The sequence below is a fragment of the Lyngbya sp. PCC 8106 genome (assembly GCF_000169095.1).
Classification (GTDB): domain Bacteria; phylum Cyanobacteriota; class Cyanobacteriia; order Cyanobacteriales; family Microcoleaceae; genus Capilliphycus.
This window is the reverse complement of record NZ_AAVU01000035.1, coordinates 59104-78593: the sequence shown is the minus strand read 5'-3', so window position 1 is coordinate 78593 and position 19490 is coordinate 59104. Positions and strand designations below refer to the sequence as shown.

Here is a 19490-nt window from a genome sequence, read left to right as displayed (position 1 = left end):
TTCGTTACTGGATTCTCCTTGAATTGAGGAAAAAGCAACGACTTGAACTGTCCGTATTTTTTGAAGCGTGGAAAACCGAATCCTCTGTTTTGGAAATACTCCCAACCTCTATGCAACTGCTTAATAGTTTGCTGAAGAACTTGAGAAGGAACTTTACCCAGTCTGGGGAATTCTTTCTTCGCTTTTGGCAAGTTATTAAGCTGTTGAATTTCGCTCCCGAAATTTTATCTCAGCAGGGAAGATATACTCCTTTTCAAGAGAGCATCTATCGACCAAGCACTTACGGCTGTTGCACCAATCTTTAATCTCTCGCAACGCATAGTTAAATGCACCGCGACAAATTTCCATCCACGATTGGGAGTTGTTGCTCGTGGGTGGTGTTTGGATAGATTCGGTAACGGTGAGTAAGTGTCAGCATCCCCGTATTATAGTAGCTTTACTGGACAATAGTACAGCACTAAATGTTAAGTTTAGGGACATTGAGTCCCTAAACTTAACTGGGGGAGTCCATGTATCCCAACACCGACCTGAGTACAAGTACGATTTCGGTCATAGCTCCCCCAAACCCCCTCAAAAAGATAATAATGTCAAGGTAGCTTGATTGAGCTGCGCTAAGGTGAGAAGATTTAATCATGTGGCCGGAGAACTATTTTCAATATTGTTGAGGAAACTTGGAACGCTGACAGAACCGACAAACTAGCAATCGCGAGCTTGATCGCTTTTGAGATTCTGTCCGGGAAGTGATCTCTGGCATCGCTCAACGATCGCCAAATCCTTAAACGTCAGTTTTCCAACCCCTGCAACCCAAGTCGGGAAGCCTCCGAGAACCAGCAGAGAAGAACTCCATCAAGAACAACTTTGGCGCTCTGTCGGAAAAAAATCGCCACTCGTAGAAACCCAGAACATAGGGCTGCTACGCTGTCAGACTACACGTTCATCAAATATACAGAAACGATAACTATGGCTGTTGCAACCCAATCACTCGAACAACTCTGCATTAACTCCATCCGTTTTTTAGCGATCGATGCCGTACAGAAAGCCAACTCTGGCCACCCTGGATTGCCAATGGGTGCTGCGCCAATGGCATTTGTACTGTGGGATCGCTTTATGCAGTTTAATCCTAAAAACCCCACATGGTTTAACCGCGATCGCTTTGTCTTGTCGGCGGGTCATGGTTGTATGTTGCTGTATTCCCTCCTACACCTCACGGGTTATGACAGTGTTCCTCTCGATGAAATCAAACAATTTCGTCAGTGGGATTCTAAAACTCCTGGACACCCAGAAAACCACGTCACCTCGGGTATTGAAGTCACTACAGGGCCGTTAGGACAAGGGATTGCTAATGCGGTGGGATTAGCTTTAGCAGAAGCCCATTTAGCAGCAACCTTCAACAAACCAGACTGTAAGCTTGTTGATCATTACACCTATGTGATCATGGGTGATGGCTGCAACATGGAGGGGATTTCTGGTGAAGCTTGTTCTCTAGCTGGACACTGGGGCTTAGGCAAATTAATCGCTTTCTACGATGACAACCATATTTCTATTGATGGTCATACCGACATCTCCTTTACCGAAGATGTATCCAAACGCTTTGAAGCCTACGGTTGGCACGTTCAACACGTTGCCGATGGTAACACTGACTTAGAAGGGATCGCCGCAGCCATCCAAAAAGCCAAAGAAGTCACTGACAAACCCTCGCTGATCAAAGTGACGACTATTATTGGCTACGGTTCTCCGAATAAAGCTGATACCCACGATGTTCACGGCGCTGCTTTGGGTAAAGACGAAGTTAAAGCCACTCGCGAACATTTAGGCTGGGAATACCCCGAATTTGAAATTCCTGAAGACGCCCTCAATCATTTCCGCAAGGCGATTGATAAAGGGGCAAAGGCTGAACAGGAATGGAACAAAATCTTGGATCAATACAAATCCAAGTATCCCCAAGAAGCGGCAACCTTTGAACGGATGTTGAGTGGTAAACTTCCCGAAGGTTGGGCCGATGCACTGCCGAAATATACCCCCGAAAGCAAGGCTGATGCGACTCGTAACCAATCGGGTGCGACATTGAATGCGATCGCTAGTGTATTACCTGAATTAATCGGGGGTTCGGCTGATTTGGCCCCCTCCAACAAAACCCTCCTCAAAGGCTTAGGTGATTTCCAAAAAGGCAGCTACCAAAACCGCAACCTTCGCTTTGGTGTTCGTGAACATGGGATGGGTGCGATTTGTAATGGTATTGCCCGACATGGTTCGGGGTTAATTCCCTACGGCGCCACTTTCCTCGTCTTCACCGACTATATGCGGAACTCGATCCGTCTGTCGGCGTTGGCGGAAACGGGTGTAATTTGGGTGATGACTCACGATTCTATTGCTCTGGGTGAAGATGGCCCGACTCACCAACCCGTTGAACATATTACCTCTCTGCGGGCAATTCCTCAACTGATTGTAATTCGTCCGGCTGATGGAAATGAAACTTCTGGGGCTTATAAAGTTGCGGTAGAAAAGGCAAAATCAGCACATCCGATGTCAACGTTGTTAGCATTTTCTCGTCAGAATTTGCCGAATTTAGAAGGCAGTTCGATTGATATTGTGGCGAAAGGTGCCTATATCCTCAGCGATAACAGTGATGGCACGCCCGATATTATCTTGATTGGTACTGGTGGCGAAACTTATCAGTGTGTTGAAGCTGCTGTGAAACTCCGCGAAGAAGGCAAGAAAGTTCGGGTGGTTTCGATGCCTAGTTGGGAGTTGTTTGAAGAACAGGATGCGGCTTACAAAGAGTCTGTTTTCCCGAAAGCGGTTAAGAAGCGTTTGGCGGTGGAAGCCGGAATTAGCTTAGGTTGGAGCCGTTATGTAACCGATGAAGGCGCAACCATTAGTGTTGATACCTTTGGGGCGTCTGCTCCCGGTGAAGTGGTTCTCGAGAAGTTCGGCTTTACCGTTGACAACATTATCGCTCAGGCGAAGGCGTTGTTAGGTTAGAATCCCCCTAAATCCCCCTTAAAAAGGGGGACTTTCGACGCAAGGTTAAACGTTAAATCAAGTGGGCGTAATTGTCTACCTTATTAGAATTTTGAAGGCTCTCTAAATAATAGGGAGCCTTTTGATTTCTATTTCAGAGAACATCGGATGTTGCTACAACGCATAAGCTCTACTCTTTGAGATAAACGTTAATTTAGAAGCAAAATTTCAGTAATATTCATCGTGAATACTTGGACAAATCCTAGAATCTGACTGCTTTTATACTCACTGATTATTGATCATAGCTAACTATGAAGTTTTTACCCTATGAAAAATTTACGATTAGCACTCAAGAACCACTCTCCCAGGTGATTGAGAAACTAGAAACTAATATTGAAGCCCCAAAGGTATTTCGCTGGGTGTTTTCACGCAACCATGCTCCCTATGCAGGTACAATTTCTGACTCTGGATTTAAAATCTATCGGATTATCCACTACCGGAACTCATTCTTACCCGTTATTAGAGGAAAATTTGAGCCATCATCGGATGAAACCCTTATTCATATTACCATGCGGTTGCATCCTTTTATAATGAGTTTCTTGATTTTTTGGTTTTCAATCTTTTATAGCCTATCCCTCGCTGTCTTTTTGTCTGAGATTTTATCTGGAAATATACTGATTTTTGAAGCGTTGTTATTTTTAGGATTTCCGCTTGTCGTATTATTTATATTTGGGTGTGCATTTTGGTATGAAGCGAATCGTAGTCGGGAGGAATTAATTGAGATTATTGAGGGAAAATACTTTAAACAAAAAACTGTCAATAAAACTTACAATAAAAAATCAAAATATGGAGTTTGGCTAAGAGGCTTATTAATCCTAGTAGTCATCGGTAATATAATTGCTTACCTCGGTCTTTTTCCTTTGGTTCAACAAGAATCACAGCCTTTAGTTTTAGAGTCTTGTTCACAACTTTCTAATCAATCTCCCTATTGTAAACTTGCAGTTGCTTACACTTTAGAAGGATATCCCACAGAAGCCGATATTGCAATCAGTTCAGAGGGTAACATTTTAGTGAGTGGGGGAGAAGATAAAGCGATTAAAATCTGGGATTTGCAAACCGGAAAATTGAAAAAAACACTACAGAGTGACTCAGGTGTGATTAATACTTTAGCGATTTCTCCTGATGGAAAAACAATTGTCAGTGGGAGTGGCGATCGCATGATTCGCATCTGGAATATTACCTCAAATCAGCCTCCTCGGATGCTAAAAGGACATTCTCAAAATATTAGCCAAGTTGAGGTTTCATTGGATGGAAAGACTATTATGAGTCGTGATTATGAGGAGATTAAAGTCTGGGATTTTGAAACAGGTGAACTCAAAGCAACATTACCCAATTTACCATCCCGTGAGTTTAAGATGGGTGCGCTGGTGATTGAAGATAATACATCCTACTTTAATCCTCTGACACTAAGTTCAAAGGGGACTGCATTAGTTAAGTTTAAAAACAAAATCGTAGCCTGGAATCTAACAACAAATGAACAAATACCTCTTGAAAAAAAATGGTTTGAAAACTTGGATATTTACTCTGGACGCATCAGTTTAGATGGGAAAACTGTTGTGATGACTTCCTATAGCCAACCGAAAAATTATCTAAAAATATGGGATCTGAAAACAGGAAAACTTAAAACAGAGCAACAATTTTCTACTTCTTATATACAAAATGGACTTTCTTCTTATGTACAAAGGGGACTTTATGATATTGTTCTGACTCGCGATCGCATTATCGGGAGTACCAAAGATGAGGAACTTAAAGTGTGGAATCTGGAAACAGCCGAGTTAGAGGCAATTTTGGAACAAGAACAAATGAATCATTTAGTCGTTAGTTCTGATGGTAAAGTTATTGCTGGAATTACAGGTAATTTATACGATAAAAATACCAAAATTAAAGTGTTAAAGCGTCCATAAAACTTAATTTTGTTCAATGATTTTATGAAAATATTAGAACAGACTTCAACTCACCTCATTCTTAAAGACTCAGTAAAATCAGCTTGGGGAATCAGATTATTTTGCACACCTTTCCTAATTTTGGGATGTATCGGAATTTTTTTAGTGATTAGTGAACAAACTTTTCCAAGTTTCTTTATTGTTTTTTGTATTCTGATTGGTGTTCCCGGCGTTTTTCTCTCTACTGTAAAAACGGTTGTGTTAGATCAAACTCAAAATAAATTCAGCATCATTGTACAAAGATTGCTAGGAAGAACAAAACAAGATTATTCACTCAATGAAATTAGCGTCAGAATCAAGGAGACTCCTTTTAGAGTCACAACCCATTCTTCAATACTAACCCCGAAAAAAGAACCCATCTATGTTGTTGTTTTAGAAATGACTTCTAGTTCTAAAAAAATATACTTGTCTGGAAATTACAGTTTTACTCAAAATGAAGCGGTTAAAATTGCAAATCTAATTCGCACTTTTCTAAATAAATCTCGATAACATTCACAGATTATTTACCTAAAAAAACAAAATGAATTATCAAGGTTATATCGAATTAAATCACAATAATGATGATGCGTTTGAAGAACTCTTTAAGGCGGTGATTATAGAATTATTAAGCGATCAGACGAACTTAGCAATATGGCTGATGAACGAGATTGATTTTTCGTTGTTTAATACTCAAAAAATTGGAGCAGAATCTCCCTTTAAAGACAGTAATAGCATCCTCGCAGGTTCAGGTTTACTGATTAAAGTCGAACCCAATACTATCAATGAATTAATACAAACTTTCTCGACAGGTTATTTAACCTCTGAAGTTTTACATCTAGAAATAGAAGTTGAACATTCAGTTCAATTTGAAGCTTATGATCATTTTGAATGTATTTTTTTCGGAAATAAAATCTCCCTAGAATTGCTTGACGATCTCAAAATTCGTGGTGTCATTGATCATTATGAAATTTGTCAGGAAAAAAGTTAACAATCAGTTAAATTGTGGGATGAAATTAATCTCAGCTTATTCAATTTCACTTCACAACTGCATACTTTTGTAAGTTTTACAACAAAATTTTACAATTTGTTATCATAAACTCATCAACCAGGGTACAAGTTTAGAGGAAAATTGATATGCAATTACCAGTCACCGATAAACCAACTGTGAGTTCGATGACAACAACGGTGGGCGAATATCTCGTGAGTCAACTCAAAGCGGTTGGTGTACGTCACGTTTTTGGAGTTCCAGGCGATTATGTTCTCGACTTGATGGATGTTATCGTCGAGAGTTCGATAGAATTAGTCGGGACTTGTAACGAACTGAATGCAGGTTATGCGGCTGACGCCTACGCCCGCTTAAATGGAGTCAGTGCGTTGTGTGTCACCTATGGCGTTGGGGGGTTGAGTGTCGTCAACGCTTTGGCGGGTGCCTATGCAGAGGAAGTTCCTGTGATTGTCATTAGTGGGGCGCCGCGAACTTCCGCCAAAGGAAATAACCTGTTGATGCACCACACGACGGGAGACTACAACCTTCAACTTTCGATTTTAGAAAAAGTAACGATTGCGGCTGTGACGCTTACCAACGCCGAACAAGCCCCCGCCCAAATTGATCGAACAATTGCGGCTTGCTTACGCTACAAACGTCCTGTTTATATCGAAATTCCGGCAGATATGGTGGCTCAACCCTGTACGATGCCCTTGAGTTTTGAACGTCCGAATCCTGTGGTGAGTGATGTTCTCTCGCTTAATGAAGCGATCAACGAAGCAGTAGAATGGTTAGAAAACTCAGAACACCCTGTTATTTTAGCAGGAGTTGAGTTACATCGCTACGGCATCCAAAAGAAACTACATCAATTAGTTGAAATTACCGGATATCCGATTTCCAGTACATTGTTAGGAAAGTCGAGTATTTCGGAACTTCATCCTCAATTTATTGGGAATTATGTCGGGGCGTTGAGTCGAGATTATGTAAAAAATCGGGTTGAAACAGCCGATTGTATTTTGTGTTTGGGTGCGATTATGTCTGATACCAATTTAGGGGGTTATACGGCTCAACTCAAAGAAGGTCAGTTAATTAATGCTAATTCTCAAAAGGTTAAAATAAAGCATCATTATTATTCTCCGATTGATTTAGGAGATTTTATTGACGGTTTGATTGCTAAACTTTCTCGTAAATCTTCTGAGAGCCTAGATATCCAACCTGCGGCTGAATTATTATCTAAATCTTTTGAGGTTCAACCCGAACAGAAAATAACCAATGCTCGATTTTATGAGCGGATGAATCATTTTGTCGGGGATAATAGCACGGTGATTGCTGAAACAGGAGATGCGATTATTGCCACAATTGATTTATTGATTCATGCTGATACTCGGTTTATTGGACAGGCATTTTATATGTCAATTGGCTATTCTCTCCCGGCTTGTTTGGGTGCGGCGCTGGCTCGTCGTCAAAATCGAGTGATTCTGTTTATTGGGGATGGTTCGTTTCAAATGACTTGTCAGGAACTTTCAACTATTATTCGTTTGGGGTTAAATCCAATTATTTTCTTGATTAATAACGATGGTTATACGATTGAACGAATGATCCATGATGGTTCCTACAACGATATTCAACCCTGGAAATATCATCAACTTCCGCAAGTTTTTGGGGAGAGTCTCAGTTGTGAGGTGCAAACTGAAGGAGATTTAGAAAATGCTTTAGAAATGGCGGCTCAAAACCGGGATGAGTTGTGTTTTATTGAGGTTCATTTAGATCGATTTGATTGTTGTAAAACTTTGGCTCGCTTAACTCAAGCTGTTCGTCGGAACTAATTTGATTTAAAAATTTTGTTGTGGGTTGGGTTATACAAGGTAAAATCCAACTTTTTTGATGAATAAAAATTCATAAAAGTTGTTGAATATTCTCCGCAGGTAAGGGTTTAGAGAAATAATAACCTTGTCCGAGTGGACAGTTTAAATGTTGTAAAGTATTGAGTTGATCGGCGGTTTCTATTCCTTCTGCGATCGCATTAATATTAAGAGCATGAGCAAGTACAATAATTGTCCGAACAATTTCAAAGCTTTGAGGTTCTGAGTTCATTGTTTGAATAAAAGATATATCAAGTTTGAGATTATCAACTGAAAAACGATGGAGATAACTTAAAGAGGAATATCCAGTCCCAAAATCATCCAAAGATAAGCCAATTCCCAGAGATTTTAACTGAGAGATAGTGACAGCAACTTTCTTCGGTTCTTCGAGCAAAGCTGTTTCTGTCATTTCTATCTTCAGACATTTGCTTTCTAAACCTGTATCCTTTAAAAGTTTTGTAACTTGATCAACTAAATTAGCTTGAATAAACTGTTTGGCTGACAGGTTAACACTGATCACAAAAGGAGGGCGATTTTTACAGTTTTCATTCCAGTGATAAACTTGCTGACAAGCCTCTTGTATCACCTGCCAATCAAGTTGCATGATTAAGCCTGTTTCTTCAGCAATGGGGATAAAATCACCGGGAGTCAGGAGTCCACGTTCGGGATGATTCCAACGCACTAAAGCTTCAAAACCATAAATTACAGAGGTTTGAAGATTGACAATGGGTTGGTAATAAACTTGAAATTCTTTTCGGTCTAAGGCTCGTCTTAAATCGCTTTCTAATTTTTGAATGAATCGAACTTGTTCTCGCATGGTTTCGTTAAAGACTTCATAGCGTCCTCGCCCTAAAGTTTTAGCGCGATACATGGCAAGATCTGCATCTCGAATCAAATCATCAACTTGATTGTAACCAATTGAACTTAACACAATACCAATACTAACATTAGTAAAAACTTCATCTCCATTGATATCAATAGGCTTAATAATTTCATTACGAATTCGTTGGGCAATTTGACAAATTTCATGGAGATCATCTAAGTTTTCGATTAAAATTGCAAATTCGTCTCCACCCAATCGAGCGACTTCATCAATATTGCGGACGGATTGTATTAATTTATTCGCAATCACTTGTAGAAGTTGATCACCGACTTGATGACCTAAACTATCATTAATCACTTTAAATCGATCTAAATCCAGGAAGAATATCGCAAAAACAAAATCGGGATTAATCAGTCGATAACTATCTGCTTCCTGTAATTTTTGCATAAAGCCATGACGATTAAGCAAACCCGTTAAGGGATCATGAAAAGCTTGATATCGAAGCTTGTCTGTGGCGATTTTTTGATGAGTAATGTCTCTAAAAATTAATACAGATCCTTGAATTTCATTGTTAGAATTTACAATCGGTGCAATACTATCATCAATGGGAAATTCTTGGCTATTTCTTGAGATGAGCAAGGTCGGTTCGGTGAGCTTAATGCTATGACCTTGTTCTATTGTTTTTAAAATCAAGGGTTGTAGAGAATGACGGCTTTCCTCATGGATAAGATTAAAAATACTGGTAATATCTTGTCCAATTCCTGCTTGCAGGGACCAACCTGTGAGTTCTTCTGCAACGGGATTCATAAAGTTTACTTTACCCATTTTATCCGTTGCAATTACACCATCAGCAATGCTATCGAGAATGGTAGATAACCATTGAGATTGATCGCGTAATTGTTGTTCGATTTGATGTTTATAAAGCGCAATTTCAATTGTTGTTTTTAAATCCTGTTCATCAAACGGTTTAACAATATACCCATAAGGTTCAGTTAATTTAGCTCGCTCAAGTGTATTTTCATCCGCATGAGCAGTGATATAAATCACCGGGATATGATAATTATTTTTAATGATTTCTGCGGCTTCAATACCATCCATTTCCCCGGCTAACCGAATATCCATTAACACCAAATTGGGTTTAATTTCAGCAACTTTTTGAATCGCCAATTCTCCGGTATTGGTAATTTCGGGTGTCTGATAACCCATATCTTCTAATGTCGCTTGTAAATCTCGGGCAACCAATCTTTCATCTTCAACGACTAAAATAATAATTTTTTCATTCATGGTAATTGTTTCAAGCATGATTTTCAAAACATTAATTTGGTTTAAATTATTAATGAGTTTTTTGATTACATCTTAGACGAGATCTTATACAATTCTATCTTAAACTCAGTGCCATTGTCTTGATTAATTGTTAACTTTCCTTGCAGTTGTTCGGTTAAGTCTTGAACCAATTGTAGCCCCAATGTGTTGACATGATCTAGATTTAAGTTTGAAGGTAAGCCTTGGCCATTATCTCCAATCGTCAAAGTTAGATGTTGTTTGTTATCGAGTGTTGCTCGAATCCAGATTTTTCCGGATGTGTTTGACTCAAAAGCATATTTAAGAGAGTTGGAAATTAATTCACAAATAATTAATCCGCAAGGGGTTAAGATATCAAAGTCTAAGAAAATATCTTGATCAATATCTATTTCCAGAGAAATATGAGAGGTATTGACTGTGTAGGTTCTCAGCAGGGTTTTGGTTAAATCTTGAATATAATCGTCAAATCTAATCCGACGAAAATCATCAGACTGATAGAGTTTTTCATGGATTAATGCCATTGACTTGACTCGATTTTGACTGTCTTTAAATTTAGCTTTAATCACCGGATCTTCAACAAAACGAGATTGTAATCTCAGTAAACTACAAATAACTTGTAAATTATTTTTAACTCGATGATGAATTTCTTTGAGTAAAGTTTCTTGCTGCTTCAGTTTTTCGACTTTTTTACGATCGCTAATATCCCGCCCCACTGACTGATATTCGACGATTTGACCTGCATCATTAAAAATCCCTCGATTAATCCACTGCATCCAACGCACTTCGTCTTCAACCCTAACTCGATGCTCAACCATTTGTACAGGGTTTTCTAAACAAATTGACTGAAGACATCGATCAACTTTTTCTTGATCATCAGGAAAAATTACAGGTTCATAAGAATAACCAATGAGTTCTTCAAGCGATTTGTTAAAATATCGACAGTAGGCTTTATTCACAAAGGTTACAGTCCCATCAAATTGAAAGCGAGTAATCAGTTCGGTTTGATCTTCGATAATCGCGCGATAACGTTGTTCACTTTGTCGTAATGCGATTTCTACTTTAAAACGTTCTGCTATTTCTTGTTGTAACTTTCGGTTTGCTTCTTCGAGTTGAGTTGGACTTTTGAGCGCTAAAGCTTTAGGAATAAGCGGAACTAATACTATCGCTGTGTAACAAGAAACCACTGCGGTAACTAATTTAATCCAACCGGATACCCAATAATCAGGATGCCAAAGTGTCCAAATCCCCATCAAGTGAGTTGTTCCACAGGAAATAATAAATCCTGCAAACAGAATAAAAATCCCAGCATAGGGTAAATCAACCCGTTTACGAACAAAGTAGAATATAGTGATGGGAATTGAATAGTAAGAGAGTGCTGTTAAAGCGTCAGAAGCAATATGTAGAGTCACTAGGTTGGACTTCCACAAATAGCAATGTCCGTGAGGGATAAAGGCAATTGAGGCTATAACGGCGGACAGATATGAGGACATCTCTGTTCTCCTGTTTTAATCTTCTAAGGGTATCAAGATTCTTTTATTGTAGATTAATTATCAATTATTAATTACCAATCTTCCCTGTCCCCTGTCCTCTACCCCTTATTTATATAAAACAAAAAATAGGATAGGTTCAACTCAAAATAAAATTTGAATTACCTATCCCAAAATAGTTTTTAAGGTGAAAAATTAATTAATATTGTGGAACTGAAGAATCAACTTCTTGACTCCAAGCAGTAATTCCACCTTTGACATTAATTCCTTCAATTCCCGCTTGTTTGAGAATGCCTAACGCCTTAGCTGATCGTCCACCCATTTTACAATGAGCAATTAAACGATGACCGTTAAGCAATTCTTTGACCTTCTCAACACCAACACCCCGCTCTATATCAGGTAATGGTATTAATACCGCACCCGGAATTTTAGCGATTTCATATTCATTAGGGTTACGGACATCAACAAGTACAAAATCATCCGCCCCACTATCAAGCAGTTGCTTCAACTCCTGAACCGTCATCTCAGGAATTTCCATTTGTTTCTTGGCCTCCTCCGCTTTGGCTTGGGGAATACCGCAAAACTGTTCGTAGTCGATCAGCTTTTCGATTACAGGCCGAACCGGGTTGGGTCGCAACTTCAACTCGCGGAATGTCATATCCAGGGAATTGTAAAGCAACAACCGACCACTCAAAGTCTGACCTTTACCCAAGATAATTTTAACCGTTTCTGTTGCCTGAATCACACCAATTAATCCCGGCAAAATTCCCAGGACTCCACCTTCGGCGCAGGATGGCACCATTCCAGGGGGTGGGGGTTCGGGATAAAGATCGCGGTAGTTCGGGCCACCTTCGTAGTTAAACACCGTTGCTTGACCCTCGAACCGGAAAATCGAACCGTAGACATTGGGTTTATTCAACAACACACAGGCGTCATTGACCAGATAGCGCGTCGGAAAGTTATCTGTCCCATCGACAATCACATCGTAAGGTTCGAGAAGTTTGAGGGCGTTTTCTGAACTCAGACGGGTGTTGTGTAGGTCTACTTGACAAAGGGGATTAATTTCAAGAATCCGATTTTTCGCTGACTCAATCTTTGGTTTTCCCACCCAAGATGTGCCATGAATGACCTGACGCTGGAGGTTAGAACTGTCTACGATATCAAAATCGACAATACCAATGCGTCCAATACCTGCGGCCGCCAGATACAACAGCAGGGGCGAACCGAGTCCACCAGTACCAATACACAGCACGCTGGCAGCTTTGAGGCGTTTCTGTCCTTCTAAGCCGACTTCTGGTAAAATCAGGTGGCGCGAATACCGTTCGTATTCTTCTTTGTTGAGTTGGATTTGATCCAAATTTGGATTAAGCATGATAATTCCAAGAAGGAAAATGACCGCTTTGTTGCTAGGATATCTTGCATCCCAACACTATAGGGTTAGTCAAAGATTAATATCATAAACCAACTGAGGACGAATTGACTGAGGTGCTGATCATTTCTTCAGCCTGAAACTGGTGATTCTCATCTAAGCACCAATTCAGAACATCCGTGGCTTTTCCCTGTTTGACTGAAACAATGATATAGGAATATTGTGACCAAGCGCAAACCCGATCAAACTCCGAAGGAATGGCGCCATGATCGGGGTGGGAGTGATAAATGCCGATAATGGTCAGATCTCGTGAACGTCCTTGTTTTTGGGCAGAGATGAACAGTTGGGGATCAATGGTGTAGCGTCGTTCTTGAGTGGTGACGGGTTGATCGGCTGTTTCCATTTCTGCAAAGATTTCGACAGACTCATCACTCCAAGCATTTTCTGCGGGGATCAGTTCTACAACGGTTTTGTCAGAATTAGCCGCAATTTTTCCCAAGATTAAACCACAACACTCACGGGGATAGCATTGTTGAGCATTTTGGCAGATCTGATCAAGATGTTGGGTCGAAATCGTTAATACAGACAAGGGATTGTGGATCAAATATTGAAGGATTTTTTGACTAAGCATAGCATACTAATCGCTCTCCAGAAAAGTGGTTACTCCGGCGACCCTAGCTGCAAATCAGAAAGCGGGTAGAAAATAGAGATTAAAAATGATCTAAGATTTTCACTCAAAATAAGATTTCTTTAAATAATTGTTAACAAAATAAAAAATTCGCTTCCCAAAAAAATCTTTAAATCGAGCCAATATTCAGCACTTCGTATTGAATGATACTGAAACCGGAAAGGATTTTTTAAATGATTAGAGTTATTGAAAAAAATATGGGAATTCCTGTCATTGATTTCAACTCAAATGTTTATGACTCAGACTCTAACCTTCAGTGAAACAACCATCCATTGGTTACGGGCAAATGGTTACAATCCTGTCCATCTCGATAACAAGGGTGAAAATGGCGATAGTGCATTGATGAAAGCCACTCGACAGAAAGAGTTAGCAGTTGTTAAAGAACTGATAGATCACGATGCCGATCTGAATTTGAAAAATGATGACGGAAACAATGCGTTATGGTACGCTTGTTTTGGAAATGATTATACTATAGTCGATTTATTAATCAATTCTGGAATTAACATTAACAATCAAAATGATATTGGAGCCACTGTATTGATGTATGCTGCTTCAGCAGGGAAAGAAGACATGGTTGATCTTCTTCTGAGTCATCATGCTGATCCAGAACTCAAAAATTTAGATGATTTTAAAGCGATTGATTTTTCAAGTACCGTAGAAGTTTTGAGGATACTGAAGAATGCAAAAAGCTAAGAACTCAGGAAAATGCGATCGTTCACAAGCCCAGTCCTTGTATTTAGGGGTTGAAACCAGAGAAAAAGAAATAGTTAAGATTCATCGTTTTCATCAAACTTGGAAAAAACCTCCATTTTATTATGAACCCAAAAAATTATTAGAAGTCGTTTTTAAGCGACGAACAGCCCAAGTTTAAAACAGCAATCAATAAGTTCAGTAAAATTGGGCTGACAATGAAGAAACACCTGCGTTTCTGAATATCGAGAAAGATTGCTAGATGTCTTGACAATGGTACATTCTTAAAATCAGGAGAACACAATGACAACCACACGTGAAGATCTTTACTACAATCTGATCGATGAATTAATGAAATGTCCAAATGGTCAAGAACCAGAAGTTTTATCTAACCATGAGGATTTATTAGATGAAGGTTTTGTTAAAAGTTTAATGAAGGTTGCTACCATGATGGCACATGAGAATAATCAAGATGGTGCCAAGTTTTTAATTCATGTTGCTCGTGAACTATCTAAAGCTTTGGGTTTGTATCCTGAACTTTCTAAACCTTCTCCAACTGCCTCTGAAAGCTAATTATGGAGTGAAAAAATGGTTACTCAGTTAGATGCTAAAAAACTCGCTGTCAATTTTTTGGGAGATGACTTTGAACTTGCCGATGAAGAACGAGAATGGCTCAGTGTTATCGATAGCCGTTTAATCAATGAAGGTTGGTATATTGTAGAAGTGGGAGTCGAAGGATTACCTGATAAATGGGTGGTTCAAGTCTATGAAAATGGAGAGTGTGACCCCTGCTATACCTTTATATCACCGATTTTGGCTACAGAGATTACCACGGATTTAGAAGAAATTCCTGAAGGAATTGCTATGGCAATTGAATCCGAACGAGCGGGTCGTATCATTGAAAAGGTTCATTAAAGATTGATTAGATGAACTAGCTTTTTGGCTAACTATTCTATTTTAATTTAGAATCTCTGTTGAGAACTAAATCTTGATCAGTCAGTCTCACCCGTTTGAGTCTGGCTGATTATTTTTCTTGGGGTTTTGACTCTGTTTTTGTCTAAGGACTAATATTCCCCAAAAAATAACGTCAGGAATTTCAAGAATTTGAGTATAAACAGAGGGAAAATGCTCTTGTAGATAGGTGATTAAAATATGAGCATCACCTCCCGTTAAGACAATTTGACTCTCCGGGAAATCTTGACACCAAGCTTCGATAAAATCTCGAATTCCAGCTAATAGCGTGTAAACTGTACCACTGTGAATAGCTTCCTGTGTTTCTATCGCCCAACGTTGGGGAAGGTGTTGAGGTTTAGACATCTGAGGTAAAGCCGCAGTTTTGTTTGCTAAAGCTGAAAATTGTAGCCCTAAACCGGGTAAAATAGCCCCACCTACTAGACTCTGATCGCGATCGCATCCAGTAAAGGTTAAAGCCGTACCCGCATCAATTACCAAGACAGGAAAACCGAGTTGTGTCCCCGCTCCCAATACCGCTAAAGCCCGATCAATTCCTAACGTTGAATAGAGATTTTTTAATGGTATTTGTTCTAAGGTAATCACCTCAACATTGGGGTATTGTTGCCAAAGTTTTGTCTGTTTAGGAACTACAGAAGCTAATCTAATCGGAACTATATCTAAAAAATTATCTTGATAGTTCTCAAAATATGAATATTCTGTATTCCAAGTCTCTAAAAGTTTTAAATCCTCAAACTTTGCCCAATGTAGCCGAGAATTTCCAATCATTAACCCCAACCAAAACGGATTTTGATTATCATATTTATCCATGATAAAATTAAACTCTATAACTCGCGTTCATCGCTTCTATCTGGAGAACACCAGGAAGCTAATAACTCTATTGTAGCAACCTGCATTAATTGGGTAATTTGGTGAGAATTACATCCATATTGATTGATCAGTAATTGTTCCGCTTGATGTTTAGCATCTTCAATAGAGGTACCAAACACAATCACTTCTTCATCCGTGTATCCAGTCATACTATCAACCGGGATCACACAGCTATAAACGGGTTCATCCTGTCGAGGTTGTTGGACCATTCGTATTTCCTCAATCAATCGTTAATCATTTCCTAGCTATACTACACTATATTTATACTGCAATTCTCTGACTACAGTAATTTTATCCTATATTTGTTTGTCCGATATGTTTACTCCTCAAATTCAGTCACTCAAGACACTCATTCGTCAGACTTTCAGTCAAGTTTCCTTACGAACACTGTTAACGATTCCCTTTTTAGTGCAAATGTTAGGAATTGTCGGACTGACAGGATATCTTTCTTGGAAAAACGGAGAAAAAGCAGTTGATCAACTGGTCATGCAGTTGCAATATGAAGTTAGTAATCGCATTGAACAAAAGCTTTATTCTTTTCTAGAAACACCTAAATTAGTAACTGAAATCAATCAAAAATCTGTTGAGACTGGAGAGTTAGACTTACAAAATACTTTAGAACTACAGCGTCATCTTTGGCAACACATACAAATATTTGATCAAATAAACTTTATTCAGTTTGGAACTTCCCAGGGAAACTATATCGGTATTTCTAGTCATCAAGAACCGATTTTAAGGATAGATCTTAAAAATGAAACGACTAATGAATTGATCTTAACTTATCAATTAGATAATCAGGGAAACAGAGAAAAACGATTACAATCATCAAATATTCCCTATGATCCGAGAATTCGTCCTTGGTATAAAGCCGCAATTCAAGCTAATCAACCGACTTGGGTAGATCTCTACAATTGGTTTGATAATGCAGGTGTAAGCTTAACATTTGTACGTCCAATTCGGAATAATCAAAATCAAATTATTAGCGTTACAGGCGCAGATATTAGTTTTCAAGAGTTTAATAAATTTCTTCGTAAACAAAAGATTGGTCAATCAGGACAAATATTTATTATTGATCGTCAGGGATTTTTAATTGCGTCTTCAACATTGGAAACTGTGTTTAAAATTCAAGATAACCAAGCAATACAAATCAAAGCAGTGAATAGTGGAGATCCTTTAATTACCGCTACAGTTGAACATTTATTTAAAAAATTTGATGATCTCAATCGGATTAAAAAGTTAGAGGATATTCAGTTTATTAACAAAGGAAAAGAAGAATTTCTACAAGTTCTTCCCTTTAAAGATGAATTTGGCTTGGATTGGTTAATTGTTGTTGTCGTTCCAGAAGCAGATTTTATGGAACAAATTTATGCCAATACTCGCACGACAATTTCACTCTGTTTGGGTGCTTTAGCGATTGTAATTATTATCGGAATTATTACCAGTAATCAACTGACTCACCCGATTGTTCAACTCAGTAAAGCCGCCAAAGCATTATCAAGTGGAGACTGGAATCAAACCCTGAAAAACAATCCAATTAAAGAATTTAATGTTTTAGCGAATGCTTTTAATCAGATGAGTCAAAAATTGCAAAATTCCTATCAGCAACTTGAACAATATTCTCAAGGTTTAGAACAAAAAGTAACTGAACGGACTCAAGAACTCCAACAGTCTCAACAAAAATTTTCAATTGCTTTTCAGAATACACCGAATCCAATTATTATCAATCGGATGAGTGATCATAGTTATTTTGATGTCAATGAAAGCTTCTGTCAGTTAACAGGTTATACTCACGAAGAAATACTCGGTAAAACTTCTTTGGATCTGAATCTTTGGGTGAATCTAAAAGATTATGAGCAATTTTATCAAACGTTAATCACAGAGGGAAAACTTCGCAACTATGAATTCAATTATCGAACTAAATCTGGAAAAATTAGAACCGCATTATTATCAGCAGATTTAATTGAAATTAACAGCGAACAATATCTTCTTTCTAGCAGTAATGATATCACGGAGCGCAAACAAGTTGAAAATCAACTCCAAACTCAAAACATCGAGTTAGAAATTGCTCGAAAAAATGCCGACGCAGCAAACCAAGCCAAAAGCACATTTCTAGCCAATATGAGTCACGAACTAAGAACACCTTTAAATGCTATTTTAGGCTTTAGTCAACTGATGGCTCAGAATCCCATTTTTGTGTCTGCTTCTAAAGAATTAGAAATTATTAACCGCAGCGGTGAACATCTCCTTAGTTTAATTAATGATATACTTGATTTATCTAAAATTGAAGTCGGAAAAGTTGTTCTAGAAGAAAAGCCTTTTGACTTTTATATTTTACTTGATACGTTAGAAGAAATGCTTAAAATGCGGGCAAATGCTAAAGGAATTCAGTTAATCTCTGAACGTGATCAGATTCCCCAATATATTAAAACAGATGAAAATAAATTACGACAAGTTTTAATTAACCTGATCGGAAACGCAATAAAATTTACTAATCAAGGAAGCATTACCCTACGAGTTGATAGCCATTCACCGGATGTTAATTCGCTTACTCCTAACTCACCTGTCCAACTTTTTTTTGAAGTTGAAGATACAGGAGCCGGAATTTCAACCGAAGAAATTGATCAGTTATTTGATGCCTTTGTACAAACCTCTGCTGGAAAACAATCTCAACAAGGGACAGGTTTAGGTTTATCTATTAGTCGCAAATTTGTTCAGTTAATGGGAGGCAAAATTTCTGTTAAAAGTCAGTTAGGTAAAGGAAGTCTATTTCAATTTAATATTCAAGCAACAACCGTTAAAGCAGATGAAGTTATTAGCCCCAAACCTCAAAAAAAAGTAATTTCTCTTGCACCTAACCAACCTCAGTATCGAATTTTAGTCGTTGATGAAATTCCCGAAAATCGCTTATTAGTCAGTCAACTTTTAACCCCTTTAGGATTTGTCATTTTTGAGGCTGAAAATGGTTTAGAAGCAATCACCCAATGGGAACATCATTCCCCTGATTTAATCTGGATGGATATCCGAATGCCTGTGATGGATGGTTATCAAGCAACCCAACAGATTAAAGCTAAACCCGCAGGTAAAAATACCATTATTATTGCTTTAACAGCGAGTGCTTTATCCCAAGATGAACAAGCCATATTGGATGCTGGATGTGATGATATTCTTCATAAACCCTTTCAAGCCATAGAACTTCTAGAAAAAATCGCTACTCATTTAGGGGTTCGCTACATTTATGAAACGCCTAATATTCTCTCTCAGTCGTCTGTTTCTGCGTCTGAACTCACACCCGAAACTTTAAGCATTATGCCTCTAGAATGGCTTGAAAAATTCCATCAAGCTGCTATTCGGGGTGATGATGCTTGGATGAATGATCTGATCACTCAAATTCCTGAATCCCAGGCTGAACTCGCCGCAACTTTAACTTCAATAATTGAAGATTTTCGCTTTGATAAAATTACGGCGATCACTGAACAATTAGTCTAAATCCTTCAGTTTA

At 38.6% G+C, this 19490-nt stretch carries 16 protein-coding genes and 1 pseudogene; 10 read left to right on the top strand and 7 right to left on the bottom strand.

Features of this window, described 5'->3' with window-relative positions; translation table 11 throughout:
• Positions 1-418: pseudogene (locus tag L8106_RS33860) on the bottom strand (helix-turn-helix domain-containing protein); the annotation flags it as partial.
• A gap of 542 nt (positions 419-960) precedes the next feature.
• Here L8106_RS33860 and tkt point away from each other — a divergent pair.
• The 5 genes from tkt (at position 961) to L8106_RS20880 (ending at position 7754) form a co-directional block, all read left to right on the top strand.
• The gene (tkt, locus tag L8106_RS20900; RefSeq protein WP_009786437.1) at positions 961-2982 is read left to right on the top strand and encodes a transketolase; all 2022 of its coding nucleotides are present in this window, start codon (positions 961-963) and stop codon (positions 2980-2982) included.
• Between the two features lie 290 nt (positions 2983-3272).
• Entirely contained in the window at positions 3273-4925 is a 1653-nt protein-coding gene (locus L8106_RS20895; protein WP_009786436.1) for a WD40 repeat domain-containing protein, read from the top strand.
• Between the two features lie 24 nt (positions 4926-4949).
• Complete coding sequence (locus L8106_RS20890; RefSeq protein ID WP_009786435.1) at positions 4950-5453, top strand: hypothetical protein; 504 nt, start codon at positions 4950-4952, stop codon at positions 5451-5453.
• 31 nt (positions 5454-5484) lie between these two features.
• On the top strand, positions 5485-5931 hold the full coding sequence (locus L8106_RS20885) for a hypothetical protein (protein ID WP_009786434.1): 447 nt from the start codon (positions 5485-5487) through the stop codon (positions 5929-5931).
• A 146-nt stretch (positions 5932-6077) separates the two neighbouring features.
• Positions 6078-7754: an alpha-keto acid decarboxylase family protein gene (locus tag L8106_RS20880; RefSeq protein WP_009786433.1), complete on the top strand. Its 1677-nt coding sequence runs from the start codon at positions 6078-6080 to the stop codon at positions 7752-7754.
• Between the two features lie 70 nt (positions 7755-7824).
• On the opposite strand, the gene L8106_RS20875 is transcribed toward L8106_RS20880, so the two are convergent.
• The 4 genes from L8106_RS20875 to L8106_RS20860 form a co-directional block, all read right to left on the bottom strand.
• Positions 7825-9897 (bottom strand): bifunctional diguanylate cyclase/phosphodiesterase, encoded by a 2073-nt coding sequence (locus L8106_RS20875; RefSeq protein ID WP_198012983.1) that lies wholly within the window; start codon positions 9895-9897, stop codon positions 7825-7827.
• Positions 9898-9962: 65 nt separating this feature from the next.
• Positions 9963-11405, bottom strand: coding sequence for a sensor histidine kinase (locus L8106_RS20870; protein ID WP_083798460.1), 1443 nt, complete (start codon positions 11403-11405; stop codon positions 9963-9965).
• 196 nt (positions 11406-11601) lie between these two features.
• Complete coding sequence (gene moeB / locus L8106_RS20865) at positions 11602-12774, bottom strand: molybdopterin-synthase adenylyltransferase MoeB (RefSeq protein ID WP_009786430.1); 1173 nt, start codon at positions 12772-12774, stop codon at positions 11602-11604.
• A gap of 82 nt (positions 12775-12856) precedes the next feature.
• Positions 12857-13402 carry a Mov34/MPN/PAD-1 family protein gene (locus tag L8106_RS20860; protein ID WP_009786429.1) on the bottom strand — a complete coding sequence of 182 codons (546 nt, stop codon included), beginning with the start codon at positions 13400-13402 and terminating at the stop codon, positions 12857-12859.
• A 291-nt stretch (positions 13403-13693) separates the two neighbouring features.
• On the opposite strand from L8106_RS20860, the gene L8106_RS20855 reads away from it, so the two are divergent.
• The 4 genes from L8106_RS20855 to L8106_RS20840 all read left to right on the top strand — a co-directional run bounded on the left by L8106_RS20855 (position 13694) and on the right by L8106_RS20840 (position 15064).
• Entirely contained in the window at positions 13694-14152 is a 459-nt protein-coding gene (locus L8106_RS20855) for an ankyrin repeat domain-containing protein (protein ID WP_156803774.1), read from the top strand.
• Positions 14139-14330: a hypothetical protein gene (locus L8106_RS20850; protein ID WP_009786427.1), complete on the top strand. Its 192-nt coding sequence runs from the start codon at positions 14139-14141 to the stop codon at positions 14328-14330. The genes L8106_RS20855 and L8106_RS20850 overlap by 14 nt, the downstream gene beginning before the upstream one ends.
• 122 nt (positions 14331-14452) lie before the next feature.
• Complete coding sequence (locus L8106_RS20845) at positions 14453-14722, top strand: hypothetical protein (RefSeq protein WP_009786426.1); 270 nt, start codon at positions 14453-14455, stop codon at positions 14720-14722.
• A gap of 15 nt (positions 14723-14737) precedes the next feature.
• Positions 14738-15064, top strand: coding sequence for a hypothetical protein (locus tag L8106_RS20840; RefSeq protein ID WP_009786425.1), 327 nt, complete (start codon positions 14738-14740; stop codon positions 15062-15064).
• An 87-nt stretch (positions 15065-15151) separates the two neighbouring features.
• On the opposite strand, the gene L8106_RS20835 is transcribed toward L8106_RS20840, so the two are convergent.
• Positions 15152-15931, bottom strand: coding sequence for a pantothenate kinase (locus L8106_RS20835; RefSeq protein WP_009786424.1), 780 nt, complete (start codon positions 15929-15931; stop codon positions 15152-15154).
• 14 nt (positions 15932-15945) lie between these two features.
• The gene (locus L8106_RS20830; RefSeq protein ID WP_009786423.1) at positions 15946-16200 is read right to left on the bottom strand and encodes a hypothetical protein; all 255 of its coding nucleotides are present in this window, start codon (positions 16198-16200) and stop codon (positions 15946-15948) included.
• Between the two features lie 106 nt (positions 16201-16306).
• Here L8106_RS20830 and L8106_RS20825 point away from each other — a divergent pair, with 106 nt between their 5' ends.
• Positions 16307-19477, top strand: coding sequence for an ATP-binding protein (locus L8106_RS20825; protein WP_009786422.1), 3171 nt, complete (start codon positions 16307-16309; stop codon positions 19475-19477).
• Positions 19478-19490 lie beyond the last annotated feature (13 nt).

Bases quoted from the DNA above. Each gene is read 5' to 3' on its own strand.
- L8106_RS20835 (WP_009786424.1), bottom strand. From the start codon at position 15,931: ATGGATAAATATGATAATCAAAATCCGTTTTGGTTGGGGTTAATGATT.
- L8106_RS20890 (WP_009786435.1), top strand. From the start codon at position 4,950: ATGAAAATATTAGAACAGACTTCAACTCACCTCATTCTTAAAGACTCA.
- L8106_RS20860 (WP_009786429.1), bottom strand. From the start codon at position 13,402: ATGCTTAGTCAAAAAATCCTTCAATATTTGATCCACAATCCCTTGTCT.
- L8106_RS20885 (WP_009786434.1), top strand. From the start codon at position 5,485: ATGAATTATCAAGGTTATATCGAATTAAATCACAATAATGATGATGCG.
- L8106_RS20840 (WP_009786425.1), top strand. From the start codon at position 14,738: ATGGTTACTCAGTTAGATGCTAAAAAACTCGCTGTCAATTTTTTGGGA.
- L8106_RS20845 (WP_009786426.1), top strand. From the start codon at position 14,453: ATGACAACCACACGTGAAGATCTTTACTACAATCTGATCGATGAATTA.
- L8106_RS20830 (WP_009786423.1), bottom strand. From the start codon at position 16,200: ATGGTCCAACAACCTCGACAGGATGAACCCGTTTATAGCTGTGTGATC.
- L8106_RS20895 (WP_009786436.1), top strand. From the start codon at position 3,273: ATGAAGTTTTTACCCTATGAAAAATTTACGATTAGCACTCAAGAACCA.
- moeB (WP_009786430.1), bottom strand. From the start codon at position 12,774: ATGCTTAATCCAAATTTGGATCAAATCCAACTCAACAAAGAAGAATAC.
- L8106_RS20875 (WP_198012983.1), bottom strand. From the start codon at position 9,897: ATGAATGAAAAAATTATTATTTTAGTCGTTGAAGATGAAAGATTGGTT.
- L8106_RS20880 (WP_009786433.1), top strand. From the start codon at position 6,078: ATGCAATTACCAGTCACCGATAAACCAACTGTGAGTTCGATGACAACA.
- L8106_RS20855 (WP_156803774.1), top strand. From the start codon at position 13,694: ATGACTCAGACTCTAACCTTCAGTGAAACAACCATCCATTGGTTACGG.
- tkt (WP_009786437.1), top strand. From the start codon at position 961: ATGGCTGTTGCAACCCAATCACTCGAACAACTCTGCATTAACTCCATC.
- L8106_RS20870 (WP_083798460.1), bottom strand. From the start codon at position 11,405: ATGTCCTCATATCTGTCCGCCGTTATAGCCTCAATTGCCTTTATCCCT.
- L8106_RS20825 (WP_009786422.1), top strand. From the start codon at position 16,307: ATGTTTACTCCTCAAATTCAGTCACTCAAGACACTCATTCGTCAGACT.
- L8106_RS20850 (WP_009786427.1), top strand. From the start codon at position 14,139: ATGCAAAAAGCTAAGAACTCAGGAAAATGCGATCGTTCACAAGCCCAG.